The 14,168-nt window shown below is 39.9% G+C and carries 10 protein-coding genes; 4 read left to right on the top strand and 6 right to left on the bottom strand.

Features of this window, described 5'->3' with window-relative positions:
- Positions 1 to 52: 52 nt before the first annotated feature.
- The 5 genes from K7G70_RS03960 to K7G70_RS03980 form a co-directional block, all read right to left on the bottom strand.
- Positions 53 to 742 carry a hypothetical protein gene (locus tag K7G70_RS03960; protein WP_223787301.1) on the bottom strand — a complete coding sequence of 230 codons (690 nt, stop codon included), beginning with the start codon at positions 740 to 742 and terminating at the stop codon, positions 53 to 55.
- Positions 743 to 786: 44 nt separating this feature from the next.
- The gene (locus tag K7G70_RS03965; RefSeq protein ID WP_223787302.1) at positions 787 to 1,164 is read right to left on the bottom strand and encodes a VOC family protein; all 378 of its coding nucleotides are present in this window, start codon (positions 1,162 to 1,164) and stop codon (positions 787 to 789) included.
- Between the two features lie 71 nt (positions 1,165 to 1,235).
- The gene (locus K7G70_RS03970) at positions 1,236 to 2,504 is read right to left on the bottom strand and encodes an amidohydrolase family protein (protein ID WP_223787303.1); all 1,269 of its coding nucleotides are present in this window, start codon (positions 2,502 to 2,504) and stop codon (positions 1,236 to 1,238) included.
- Between the two features lie 250 nt (positions 2,505 to 2,754).
- The gene (locus K7G70_RS03975; RefSeq protein WP_223787304.1) at positions 2,755 to 3,483 is read right to left on the bottom strand and encodes a LytR/AlgR family response regulator transcription factor; all 729 of its coding nucleotides are present in this window, start codon (positions 3,481 to 3,483) and stop codon (positions 2,755 to 2,757) included.
- Entirely contained in the window at positions 3,480 to 4,568 is a 1,089-nt protein-coding gene (locus K7G70_RS03980) for a sensor histidine kinase (protein ID WP_223787305.1), read from the bottom strand. Before K7G70_RS03980 ends, K7G70_RS03975 begins: the two co-directional genes overlap by 4 nt.
- Before the next feature lie 420 nt (positions 4,569 to 4,988).
- Between K7G70_RS03980 and K7G70_RS03985 the strand changes: the two genes are divergently transcribed.
- A complete protein-coding gene (locus tag K7G70_RS03985; RefSeq protein ID WP_223787306.1) occupies positions 4,989 to 7,574 on the top strand; it encodes a TonB-dependent receptor plug domain-containing protein in 2,586 nt (861 codons plus the stop codon).
- Positions 7,575 to 7,893: 319 nt separating this feature from the next.
- A complete protein-coding gene (locus tag K7G70_RS03990; protein WP_223787307.1) occupies positions 7,894 to 8,907 on the top strand; it encodes an AraC family transcriptional regulator in 1,014 nt (337 codons plus the stop codon).
- A 45-nt stretch (positions 8,908 to 8,952) separates the two neighbouring features.
- Here the strand turns inward: K7G70_RS03990 and K7G70_RS03995 are convergent, their stop codons facing one another.
- The gene (locus tag K7G70_RS03995; RefSeq protein WP_223787308.1) at positions 8,953 to 11,235 is read right to left on the bottom strand and encodes a DUF5916 domain-containing protein; all 2,283 of its coding nucleotides are present in this window, start codon (positions 11,233 to 11,235) and stop codon (positions 8,953 to 8,955) included.
- A gap of 258 nt (positions 11,236 to 11,493) precedes the next feature.
- Here K7G70_RS03995 and K7G70_RS04000 point away from each other — a divergent pair, with 258 nt between their 5' ends.
- Together K7G70_RS04000 and K7G70_RS04005 are read left to right on the top strand one after the other, a co-directional pair.
- A complete protein-coding gene (locus K7G70_RS04000; RefSeq protein ID WP_223787309.1) occupies positions 11,494 to 11,967 on the top strand; it encodes a (2Fe-2S)-binding protein in 474 nt (157 codons plus the stop codon).
- Positions 11,960 to 14,164 (top strand): xanthine dehydrogenase family protein molybdopterin-binding subunit, encoded by a 2,205-nt coding sequence (locus tag K7G70_RS04005; RefSeq protein ID WP_223787310.1) that lies wholly within the window; start codon positions 11,960 to 11,962, stop codon positions 14,162 to 14,164. Before K7G70_RS04000 ends, K7G70_RS04005 begins: the two co-directional genes overlap by 8 nt.
- Positions 14,165 to 14,168 lie beyond the last annotated feature (4 nt).

Below are 14,168 nucleotides of genomic sequence, written 5' to 3' on the forward strand. Positions count from 1 at the left end.
AAAATAAGAATCTACTGAAATCAAGGGCAACGCATGGCGTTTGTATGTTGATTTATATGCCAATGATCCATGAATTGTATTTTGAAACCGCAATCATATTGGTTTTTGTTTTGACCCATTCGTCTATTGGTGCTCTGTCTTCCCATTCATTGATCACCCAATAATCTGGTGCTCGCTCAGTTCCAAGGGTTTCATATAAGTTGGGCTTGCCCAATACAAGCACTTGACTCACTGGACTGTTAGTTTCATATGACTCCTCAGCAAAATTGAGGAAGTCTTGCTTAAAGTCTTGGTTTATCCAAAACGCTTCAACTTGATATAATTTTTCAGAATTTAGCTCAAGCATTATGTCTTCAGAAGCTTCATAATCTGCAATGCGCAACTCATTCCATATAGTCGGCCTCATTCTGCGCAGATGCAGCCAATCATCAATCCTGTCCACATTGATAGATTGTTTGACTCCCGTATTTGGAATTTTGAGTACATCAAAACCAATGGTGTCATGTTCTGATGTTAAGTTTTCAACCACTCTTAGTGTGCCCATTTGCTGAATGTCATGCTTCACCAATATGGGAAATATACCCATGAAATACGCTTGCTTCATTTGAAAGCTGTTTTCTTTCTCAACAGCACTGATCAGGGAAATCATTTCTCCTTCATTAAACTCCATTCGCAAGGTCTTTGTACAAGAACTCAGTGGAATTAACAACAACAGAACCACACCTGTTTTTTTTAAGAACACGACTCATCTCCTCAATCAATAATTGTTTATTGCACAACAAGTGATCAATCTGGTTTCTGATAGTGAACAAAATCAATGCTTACACCATTTGGGTCCTGGACTGCAAAATGCCTGTCGCCCCAAGGTTCGTCTCTCAGTTCAACCGCAATGGCAACCCCCTTATTACTGATTTTTGAATAAAGTTCATCCACATCATCAACTTCAAAAGTCAGGTAAATGCCATGACCATTGAATGGACTTTGAAATATTTCATTTTGAGTTGGGTGGTTTGGTAATAAGAAACTAATCAAGTCAGTTGAGTCTTTGAGTTTCATTAAGAGATAGAATTCATTTTCATAAGCAACTTCAAAATTCAATACCTCTGAATAGAAATGCTTGGTTTGCTTCATTTTGCTGGTGACGATCCCGACATTAAACTTCATGGGTTTCTCCAAAAAATTGTATTTTTATTGATTGAATTCATGTCTGGCTTTAAGTTTTGATTAACTATTTATTAAATTTTGCTGTCTGATAATTTCAGGATCCTTCCTTCCTTTATTACCACATGTATTGATTTCGTTTGGCTGATATCCTTAAGTGGATTCTCATCAAACACAACCATGTCGGCTTTGTAACCCACGCTGATTTTTCCCAAAGAATTTTCTAAGCCAAGGCTGATTGCCCCATTCAATGTTGCACCGCGTAAAACCGTTGTTGCATTGAGACCACATGTATTCACCAATACACTCATCTCTTTGTGAATATTTGATGTTCTTTGATCGTGATTAATCATGTTGTCTGTTCCTATCACTAAAGGCACTTTTTTTTCTTCAGCCAATCTCAATGATTCACAAACCCATTGGGTAATTCTGGTTGGTTGGCTGTTATTTTCACTGTGAAATAAACTGATGGTAGGCTCGAGAAAAATACCCTTTTGAGCCATGTCAGCAAATAACTCCTCAAACTGAGGTGCCCTGGGATCTACATGCTCGTTTGGAAACCGGGGCCTTGAGTGGTATTGTTCTTTGACTTTGCGTGAACCTTCCCAAGGTAACAAAGCCGCATGTACCAAAGTCTCAACTCCGGCATTCACTAAATCAGAGGGTTTGCTTGGAAAAACAGTTGCATGAGAATAGATAGGAATTTGGTGATTTCTGGCAACTTCTGTGATTTTTTTGATGTGAAGAGGAGCAATATTGGCGTACAGTTTTATGCCATGGGTATGACTGTTCTTTAATTTTAGTTCAAAATCTTTGTGGTTAAAATCACTGCCAACCTGGTATTGCCAAGGGGCTTCACCTGGCTGGTATGGCATTGAAGCGAACTTGACTCTTGGGTCAGTAAAAAAAGACTTTCCAGCCACTAAAAAGCTTTGATAAATATCAGGACCCTCGGCTTGGATGTCACTAATTAATTGATTGTTTCCAGCCATATCTCTGACAGATGTCACTCCATCAAGTAACACATCATTCAAAGCCTCTGGCACGCGCTTTGTGTCTGATTCCGACATCAACAAATGTACATGAGTGTCGATTAATCCTGGAGTTAAAAATTTTCCACTCAGGTCTAACAATTCACTACCATGTAGCCTTTTTTCCCCCATGCTGTGAATAATTCCACTGTCTAAATTTAAAAATTTTACATGCCTGAACTTCATGGAAGTTGTGTCTAAATACTGGACATTTGCCAGGGTAATTTGTCCATTCTCATTGTTCGCATACGCGACAAAGAAAACTTGGGCAAACATGATGAGAGTGACCATTGAGTTTTTGAAACTTTTCATGTCAAATTTTCCTAAAAAAGAACAATTTTAGAAAAACATTCAGACGGCTTCTTGACCACAGGATGTGAATTCATACCCCGAAAAGACAAAACAGGCCAAAGTTATACTCATCAAGGTCTGTTGAATTAACACAAATACTGAAGAAACCGCTCAGGTGTTTAGTGACCAGGAACCAGAGGATTTGACAATAAAAAGCAAAACGACACAATTGGCCTGATTTGACTTTTGAAATGGAAAAAGGTAAGAACCACTATCTTAAATAATTTACCAGTTTGTTTTTATATTCCTTGAAGAAGTTTCTTGAGATTGGAATGTTCAAACCACCTTCCAGAATCGCGCATTTGGTTGAACCTGAAGGGATGATCTTTTTTATTTTATTGATATTGACAATACAAGTTCTGTGGCACCTGACAAACTCTGTTTGATTTAATTTCTTTGCCAAGTTGATTAAACTGTTCTTCAATATGTATTCCCTGGCTGTGGTCATGATGGTTACGTGGTTATTATCTGACCGAACACACAATATTTCTGAAAATTCAACTTTATAAACATTTCCACCATTCTTAATGTTTAAATAAGTGAATTCAGGCTTAATTGATTTCAGGTTAATGTATTTAAGCCATTCAGCCGCCTTGCAGATTGCTTGATTCAACCTAAGCTGAGAAATTGGCTTTACCAAGTAATCAATGGCATTGACATCGAATGCATCTACTGCATATCTGGAGTACGCAGTGGTGAACACAACAGCCTGATTTTTACGGATAACTTCAGCAAATTCGATGCCATTAATGCCAGGAAGATTGATATCTAAGATCAATAAGTCAGCTTGTTGAAGTGCTGATTCATTGATAATTTGCTCAGCATATTCAAACTCGCCGAGTATACAGATACGATGATTATTTTTTAACAACCGAACAATCCGCCTTCTCGACAACACCTCATCCTCAACAACAATGGCTTTTATTTTATTTTCAATCATATCAATATTGCGAGATGAGATTGATAGCCAGGCTTACCCAATAAAGTTTTTCGAGTAAACCCATGTGAAAATTTCATTTGATTAAAAACGGAATGTAATCTCGATTTTAATAAATGAATGCCATGACCTGATTCGGCATCATCTGTATTCTCTGAACCACTGTCACAGACAATGATATTGAGCACATTATTCACACAATTGACATTCACTTTGATTTCAATTTTTTCAGAAATTTCAAAGCGATTGAAGGCATGATGAAAAGAATTTTCCACCAGCAATTGAATCGTCAATACAGGTATCTGTACCGACAGAAATTTTTCATCTACTTCCGCTGAATATTGAAACCTTGACCCATGCCTGAGTTTTTGTAAATCGACATAATTATGAGTCAGTTCCAGTTCTGACTCTAAACTGTGCGACTGTTTTTTGGTGTCGATTAAGTATCTCAGTATGTCACTTAATTTATTCAATGCCTCATCTGCCTTACGTGGACTGATGTGGATTAACTCGCTGATTGAACTGATACAATTGAAGAAAAAATGCGGTTGCATGTAGTTCATCATGGCCTTCATTTTCATTTTGTTTGCAAGTTCAGTAGCCAGCTTCTCTTTTTTTAAGGCTGCTTTGTGTTCTGAAAAATAAAACATCGCATAAGATAATCCAGTGTAAGTAGCAAAAAGGAACAAACCACTGTGCAATCGACCCGTGTTATTTATAAACTCAGAAACTACGCTCCAAACCCAACCTACTTTCAAGCCTTCATCAAACCAATAATTCAGCAAAATCGCCTCTGTCAGCAGAAGCCACAAAATAACAAAAACCAAAATAACGAACAGTTCTTTCAAAATAAGAGCCACTATATTTTGATTGTTCTGTTTGACAGAGCACACCCTCAGGAATATCAACAACCCCAAGAGTGTTGAAATACCAACCACAATCGACGAGTACTGCAAAGACTCGACAAAAGTCAGTTTTAATCCAGTCCAATTTTTATAACTGGCATACATCAATAATGCATATGCCAATGACAATGGAAAAAATGTAAGTGCAAAAACCAAGGCTTTTGCTGCAATCACTTTTCTCATGTAATGATATTAAAGAAAATTAGAATCCATTCTACTTGATTTAATACAATCGCTTGAACCGTTCACCACCCTATTTCAACCATTAACATCATGTTGATGTGTTAGTTTTCACAAGGTTCACCTCACAGCATCGGATTAAATTATGCAAAAAAACAAAGCGTAGATCACAAGCTTTGACCGTTTACAAATCTATTTCGACCATTCACAGCATTTAATTCAAAACCCCAGCACAAGTTTCTATATGATTTTCATCGTGCATTTATCAAATTGTTAAATATCTATTAAATACATAATTTTTTTGACATTCAGATGCCCGAAAATTTTGTTTGTCAAACAATGAACATTCATTTACTGAGTGTACCTTGATTGATGCACTGTTACTTATTAATGAGATTAAATTTGGAGAACAATTCAATGAATATGAAACGCAATCCCATTGCTGATGCTGTGCGAAAGGCATTATTTACGGGTTTTATCGCTTCTTCTGCGTTCGGAACCGCCGCTCTTGCGCAAGACAGTGATGACGAGTCAGTAGAAGACCAAGGTAAAATCACTGTAACAGGATCACGCATTAAACGCTCTGACGTCGAGGGTGCACTGCCAATTACAGTCATCACACGTGAACAAATCGAGTTGAGTGGTGAATCAAACGCCGCCGACTTCATCCGTAACCTGACTTTCAACAGTGCCGGTTCTTTCAGGCCTAGATCGGGTAGTTCTGCACAAGGTGACTCAACTGTGTCACTGCGTGCTTTGGGTGCTGGCCGTACTTTGGTACTGATCGACAACCGACGTCTGCCTGTTTCACCTTCAACCGGTTCATCACAAAACTTGAGCACCTTGCCTATGGGTGCGATTGAGCGTATCGAGGTTTTGACTGATGGTGCATCAGCGATCTACGGTTCTGACGCGATTGGTGGTGTGATCAACGTGATCACCCGTGATGACTACCAAGGCGCTGAAATCATGTTGGGTGCTGCAGAAGTTTCGATTCCTGCCAACGGCGGTGAGCGTGAAGAAGGTTCGATCGTCTTCGGTGCTTCATCTGACCGTTCCAGCTTGCTGGCTGGTGTTTCATGGAACGACCGTGAGATCATTTTTCAAAGGGATTTACCCTGGAGAATACCAGGTGCTTCGATTTACGGTAACAGCTTCACCACCATCACCGAAGGTTTTGATAACTTTGACTGGGCTTCATTCATCACTGGTTGTGATTTCCCTGGCACAGGGTATTTCACAATCTCAAACTCAAACTCACCCAATGGCACACGATGTGCCTATGACTTCACTTTGGTATCAGCCGATGAGGCTTCAGCAGAAAACAAGTCTTTCTATGCCAAGGCTTCGCATGAAATCAATGACAATTGGGAATTGTGGGCCAACACCACTTTCTCTCAAGCAGAATCTTTCGGTCGTTATGCGCCGGTTCCTGATTCTTCATTCTTCTCTACGCCATTGACTGCCAACAGTCCTAACAACCCAACCAACCCCAACAGCCCGTTGTACGATCCTTCTTTGGGATTGGATCCACAGGCGGTTAACTGGTGGCACCGTTTTGATGCCTTGGGCAACAGAGACAGCATTTCAACGAATCAAGTTCTGGACTTTCTGGTTGGAACCACCGGACAAATTGGCAACGCTGAAGTTGAGTTTGGCTTGCGTCACACCGACAACAGAACTTCTACGGTTGGAAAAAATTACTTATTGCGTTCTGCGGCAGCCGCTTTGATTGAATCAGGTGCTTATGACTTGGCCAATCCTTATGCCAACCCGTCAAACGTGTTGAACCAAATGAGAATCACCATTTTCCGTGATTCCAAGTACGATCAAGACGAGCTGTTTGGTTCGGTTGCCTTCGACATGTTTGACATGGACGGTGGCCCAGCTTCGATTTATATCGGTGCTGAGCACAGACAAGAGAAATACGCTGACTTGTACGATCCTCAATCTGAGGCTGGACAAGTGGGTGGTTCTGCCGGTAACTCGGCTGCTGGTGACCGTGACGTGACTGCTGTTTTCTTCGAGGCTTTGTTCCCATTCATGGACAACTTGGAAGTGAACTTGGCCGGTCGTTACGATGACTATTCAGACTTTGGTGACAACTTTGCTCCTAAACTGTCTGTGCGTTATCAGCCACTGGACAACCTGACCCTGCGTGCTTCGTATGGCCAAGGTTTCCGTGCACCGACTCTGGACATTTTGACTCAACAAACCACCTTTTCATCAACCAATGTTCGTGATCCACAATCTTGTATTGGGCAAGGACAAGATCCTGGATGCACACTTCAGATCAACGACTTCCAACAAGCCAACTCCTTGTTGCAACCAGAAGATTCAGACCAGTGGTCTGTCGGCTTGGCTTACGAGCCAGTTGATTGGTTCAACTTCACGTTGGATTACTACAACATTGAAATCACCAATCGCATTCGACAGTTTTCTGCACAAACAGTCATTAATAATGAAGTCAACGGTTTACCCAACCCCCCAGGTTTATTTTGCCAACGGTCACCTAACGGATCAATTGTCCAGTGTTTCACTGGATTCGGAAACGACGGTGAAGTGGAAACTTCTGGTTTGGACTTGAATGCTCGCTTCAACTACGAGTTGTTGGGTGGCAACATGACCACTCAATTCCAGTTGTCTCACATTCTGGATTATTCTGTTGACGGTGGACCTGAACTGGTAAAAACCCCGGGGTTACCTGAGCAACGTGCGGTTCTTTCTAATCAGTACTCTTACGGTGATTGGTCACTGGCCTACAACATCAACTACATTGGCGATCAAGATCCAGACGCAGTGGACTCATCTGCACCCTCTTGGACAACCCACGATGTGCAGTTGAATTACCACGCTCCTTGGGATGGTCGTTTCACTGTAGGGGTTCGTAACGCTGGCGAGAAATTGCCGCCAGTAGGAAGAGGAGCTGTAGGTTCACGTGATTACGACTTCAACCTGTATGATGGATATGGTCGTATCACCTATTTCCGATACACCCAGACATTCTGATGATAATGGGTTAATGAAACTGGACACTGTTTATTAAGCGTGTGCTCTGAACGGTGCCCAAGAACCAGGTTTGTATCATCACTTAACACATTTAATGATATGTTTTATTAATTGTTATATGTTCGCTCTCCAAAAAATGCATCTATATAGTGAATATTAAAGTGATGATACAACTTATTAAGTCTTCAACAGCACAATTACTAAACTGGCAACCATTCTAATCGGTGGTAAGATAAATCATTAATTCATCACTGAGTAAAAAGTTTGCTTATCCATGCAATTATTTCAGTGAGATTAAAAATTGCTGTGAGGATCGATCATGTCCAATGATGGTAAAACCATATCTGTGATTTTTTTGAATGCATTGATTCAATATCTCTACAAACACCAAGTTGATGTCGATGATTTTCTCATCAAACACAGCACATCTTTACAAGTCATTGAAGATGTGAACACCAGAATTCCAATCAATACTTATCGAGATTTGTACCACGACGCGGCTGAAATACTCAATGAAGATTTATTGGGGTTTAACATAGGAAAATCTATAAAGCCCAGATTCCTTGGTGTTTTGGGTTTTGCAATGATTACTGCAAAGAATCTCTATGAAGCTATGAATCTGCACCTCAGGTTCAACAATGTCATTGGAACTTATGCTGATTCTGAAATCATTACTGGGAAAAACCACGTTGAAATCATATACCGGGATTCCAACTCCTCATACAGCCAAATAATCAATGAAAAAAGCATAACTTCTTGGATTGCTTTTGGAAGACAAATAATAGGCAATGAATATTCACCCATCGTGATCAACTTTCGATTTCCCAACAATGGTTTTAAGGAGACTTACCAAAATTATTTTCAATGTAAAGTCAATTTTAATGCCAGTGAATCATCAATTGTTATTGATAAGAACTTATTGGAGTTGCCCAACATCGAATATGAACCACTGTCTCACAATGTTTTAAAAAATAAAGTGAGTGAAGACTCTAACAAAATACATGCAAAAGATGCTTTCTTTAAGCAATTGGATTTAATCGTTATCAACCAATTAAAGTATGGAGAGCCAAATCTGGAAGACCTTTCGAAACGCCTCAAAGTCAATCAAGATCAAATCCAAAAAAAACTCAAGAATTATGATCTTACCTATTCAGCTTATCTTGAATCCCTGAGAAAAAATTTATCATTGAGGTATATTAAGAACAAAAATATGTCAATGTGTGAAATTGCTTTCTCACTTGGATTTGCTGAACAAAGCAGTTTTACCAGAGCCTTCAGAAGGTGGTTTGGTATGTCGCCAACTTCTTACATTAAGAACCAATGCCAGATGTGAATTTCCAGAAAATTGTCAATTAAATAACGATGCTCAACTCGATGATTAAAATCTGAATCTGATTTTTGCAGAGAATGCATTAGACGTCTTTGAATTGAACGCATCAGACAGCATGTCGTAAGGGTTCGTTCTGTCGTTTTCTAGGGCATCATCAACAAAACCAGCCCTACCAAAAACCAAAAACAAATCTGACAATGGGGCAAACTCATACTTATATCTGATCTGAAAATTTACCCTTGAAATTGAAAAATCATTATCAAGCGTTTCTTGAGTTTTGACCAGTGTTCTGTTTTGGATTCGGTATGAGGCCGAATCCATTGCAATGATGCCTAACCATTGCAGACCAAACCTGACTTCGTGTTTTGGTGCAATCAACCAATTAGACCTTAACGTAATACTTGATTCTTCCATGTCGTATCCATCCATGCGATTGGCGTCCACATGAATGATCGCATTCGTCCTGTGCGCATAAGTCATCTCAATTTCATTGGTTAATGAGTCGTTTGGTGACCATTTGAATTCACCGCCCCACTCCCACTCTCTGCCACCAACGAATTCTGGGTTGTATTCCAAGAAATGTTCTTGAACGAATGATTTGGAGTTATCTGAACCCCAACCAAATCTAATGATTGGCGTGTTATTTTTTTTGAATGAGCCATTTCCTCTTGACCTCCTGTCTTCGAAGTTATCCCGATCCACTCCGATAGTCCAGCTGAACCTGTTTAATGAATTCATGACAACTGAACCAACAATGAATGGGTTGTTATTGAGCTCTTCTCCCTGAGTGTTTCTTTGATAAAACCACCTGAAGTCATTTTCAAGCTGCTGCCAAAACCTCGAATTGGTTGAAAAAAATGTGAACCGGTAATAGTGCTCAATCAAGTCATTCCTTCCTAAAAACCCCATGTCATTTATATTAAAATCATCGGAGTAGTACCTAAACCTGAGTCGATGAAGGAACCTTTCATTTTGTCTGTATGTCAACCTTGCTTGTGATCCGAAACCATGCACAGCACCGACTTCACTGGTAATCAAACTGCTGTCAAACAGAAGTTTTCCATTGCCTGAGACATACCTGTTATCTAGTGCCAAAACGCTTGCTTCGGTCTCTTGATTAACATATGTCATCAAACCTCCTATGGCCCATTGAGTTCCATCTGGAGTTACTTTTTCGTAATTACTTCTCAACGCATAGAATTTTCCACCATCAACTTTCGCTGATTGCCCATCTGAATACTTGAATGAAACATCATCTTCAAGTGCAGCAAACACTCCATACCTCATGTCATTCCATTGGCCAACCAGTTTAATGGCAGACAAAATATCAGTTTGAATTAAATTGCGGTCCGCTTCTGCGCCGCTGACCAATGGAGCTGTGGTGCTGTCACCGATTCTTCTTGTGTACAATAAGTTGGGGCCCTGGATTCTGAAAATGTCTTGGTTCTCCAAAAAAAATGGACGTTTCTCAGGAAAGAAGATCGCGTTATCAGTGAAGTTGACAATGATTTCATCATTTTCTATTTGTCCAAAGTCAGGATTAATTGTTGCTGAGAATTGGTTGCTGTCATTGAATTGCCAATAAACATCCGTACCCACATTTTCAGCATTGACATTACGAACAGTGTCTTTGCTATAAGACACATAGGGATAAAAATACACATTGTCTTCTGGGTGATTGATCACCACCCCAACTTTCTCAAACGCGGATAAAAACAATTGGCTGTTTTCTCCAATATGGGGAAAACCAACTTTTTCTCCAGCATGCGCAATTTGTCTTTCTAAACTGATTCCGATTTGATTGTTAACTTTTGAAGAAGGGATTTGCATGACTGCCCATGGAATGAAAGTTTCCGCAGTCCATACACCGTTGCCTAATGCAGTTTGAAAATCAATCGGCGCATCCCACTGTGGCAACCTTTCCTTTTCAGGCAACAAAGTACCATCATTAATAGAGCCGCCAGAAAAAATAGTGAAGTAGTAACCATATTTACCTTCTCCTGAAGTGTCTAGGTTTATGGTGATGTGATCTCCCAACTCACCCTGATCTCTGGCACTGAATCTGGCAACAATTGAATCATTTGGCTGATGGTTTTCAGCAGCAACGTACAATCCTCGTTGATTTGAAATCAAATAAAATTTTGACATGTACTTTGCAGGTTCATTGTTATCGGGTGCGACGGTGGTAAAATTTTCTATGATCAGCGCCTGATCCCATGATGTTTCGTCAATAAAGCCATCAATCGAAATATTGGGCTCAGAATCAAATGGAATATCAATGGAATTTGTTGTGAACGGTGTGAGCAAAAGAATCAAAAAAAGTAAAGGCATGGCTAATCAGATTGTTAAAAGTGACTGTTATTTATCCATCCTCACAATCCAATAACTTTATGAAAACCATAACAAGTTATAAATTTTTATTACCTTGCTCTGTTTTCTACCAAGTTTTGAATGAAAAGTTAGATAGAATGAACCAAAACCAATCAGGTAATCGATTTCATGTAAAAACTTAAGAATTGATTTCTTTTTCTTAAAGAATTTATTCTTGCCCTGGATTAAATTTGACTTGGTTCAGAAAGGAAAGCAAATTTGACCATAAAATTATTCATCAACCACAAGACCCTTCATTTTGATGGCGATGAAAACACACCATTACTCTGGTACTTAAGAGATGAGATGAGTTTGACAGCCACCAGATTTGGCTGTGGCAAAGGACTGTGTGGTACTTGTTCAGTAATCCTTGATGGAAAAGTTGTCAGAAGCTGTATTACCCCATTGAAAATACTTCACAACAGAAAAATCATCACATTAGAGGGCATCATGCATACCAAGCAATTTTTACTGATTGCTGATGCGTGGGTTTCTGAAAATGTGCCACAATGCGGTTATTGCCAGTCTGGGCAACTCATATCTGCATATCATCTTTTGAATGATGTCTCAAATCCCTCTCTGAGCGAAGTTAAGAACCGGTTGAATAACATTTGTCGCTGTGGCACTTATCCATTTATTCATGATGCCATCATCAAAGTGTCAAAGGTCATTGCAGGTCTCAGCGATGAATAGAAGAGAATTTTTTTTGGCTGGAGCAGCAATAACCGGTGGTATGGTTTTTTACGCTCAATTCCCAGCTGGTGTGGCCGCCAAAGAAAACAATAACATCAAACAGATTTCAGATTTTGTTCAAATAATGTGTGATGGAAGGGTCTTGGTTGGTTGCAACCAACCTGAAATGGGACAAGACATCACAACGTGTATGATCATGTGCATAGCAGAGGAACTTGAAGTCGATTGGCAATCCATCGAATATACCAGAATGCCATTGGGGCTGAAAAAAGCTTATGAGCAAATTTTGTGGAAGTATGGTCCTCAGTTGTCCAGTGGAAGCGCCACTACTCGAAGAAATTGGGAATACATGAGGGAAGTCGGCGCACAAGCCAGAAACTTTCTTGTTAGCAGCGCCGCAAAAATTCTCAACGCTGATGTGAAGGATTGTTCAGTTCAATCTGGGGTAGTTAAACATTTGCCTTCAAACAATCAATTATCTTATTACGACATTGTAAAACTGAACAGCTCAGTTGAGCCATCAGATTTCAAAAGTCCACAATTGAGTCCAAGCAAAAAATTCACCATTCTAGGAAAGGATTTACCCAGTCTCAATACCCCAAACATTGTCTATGGCAAAAAAATCTATTGCGCAGATATACGCCACCCCAATATGAAGTTTGCGGCCATCTTGAGGTGTCCATACTTTGATGGAAAGCTGAAGAATTTTGACGGTGAAAAAGCCATGGCCATAAACGGTGTATCACATGTGTTTGAACTGATATCACGCAAAAGCCCAGAACCATTCACTATAATCAATGATGGCGTTGCAGTGGTTGCCAATTCCACTTGGGCAGCCATCAAAGGCAAAGATGCCCTGAAGACAGAGTGGGAACATCACTCAAACAAAATTGAATCCTCTCTTTCGATCAAGCAAAGTATGGAGCAGCAACTTGCCGGTCAAGGACTTCTTGTCAGAAATGATGGCAACTTCAACCAATCATTCGCTCAATCAGAGAAAAAGATTAAATTAAGGTATGAAGTCCCATTAATAGCTCACATACCAATGGAACCACCCTCATGTTATGCCTTTGTTCAAGATCACAGTGTTCATGTCACAGCACCGGTTCAAAGACCAAGACAAGTGGCCCATGACATTTCGACTTTTTTAGGCATAGATATCATTGACGTATCCATCAATTTGCCTGTTCTCGGAGGTAGTTTCGGAAGAAAGTTAACCAGCGACTTCGTATTAGAGGCCGTCATGATTTCAAAAAAAATCAGGCGTCCTGTCTTACTACAGTGGTCAAGAGAAGATGACATCAAACATGACTTTTACCGCCCATCAAGTTTGCATGAAATCCAAGCTGGAATACAAAACAATCAAATTATTGCTTGGAAGCATTCCATGGCCTCAACCAGTAAATTTTACAGGCGGAAAAATATAAAAATTGAAGACTACTGGAAATCTGAATTTTATCCTGATGACTTCCCGGCAAACATCATTCCTAACTACCAATTGGAATACCATTCGGTGGATTCCAAAGTGCCAAGAGGGTCTCTGAGGGCACCTGGACATAACAGCAACGCTTTTGTTGTTCAAAGCTTTATAGCAGAGCTAGCAGGTTTATTGGGAAAGGACCATTTTTCATTTTTACATGACCTTTTGAACACAAATAAATCCTTCCCTTACAGCAGTTTTGGTTCTGAATTATTTGAGCCAAAAAGATTGGCGAAATGTCTTCAAGCCTTGAATAATTCCCCAAGTAAAAGCAATCATACGGGAGTGGGTTACGCCACTCATTTCACGTTTGGCAGTTACTGTGCCCACAAAATTGAAGTGGAGTACATCAACAATTCGATTAAGATTAAAAAGATAAGCATTGCTGTAGACTGTGGTCTACCAATTCATCCAAGAGGCATTGAATCTCAAATTATTGGTGGAACCATTGATGCGTTAAGTGCAGCGATGTTTCAGGAAATTACAATCGATAATGATGCGATCCTACAGAGTAACTTTCATGATTACAAGGTCATCAACCATCACCTCATTCCTGATGACATCAAAGTAATCATCATTCCAAACGGAAACCAACCAGAAGGCGTGGGAGAAATTGCTTATTCCTCAGCTGCTCCAGCACTTGCAAACGCCATTGACAAAGCGTGTGGTATCAGGCTCAGATCAATGCCATTCAGTAAAGACATTTCATTTGTGTGATAAA

It is taken from the genome of Marinicella meishanensis, from assembly GCF_019931145.1.
Taxonomy (GTDB): domain Bacteria; phylum Pseudomonadota; class Gammaproteobacteria; order Xanthomonadales; family Marinicellaceae; genus Marinicella; species Marinicella meishanensis.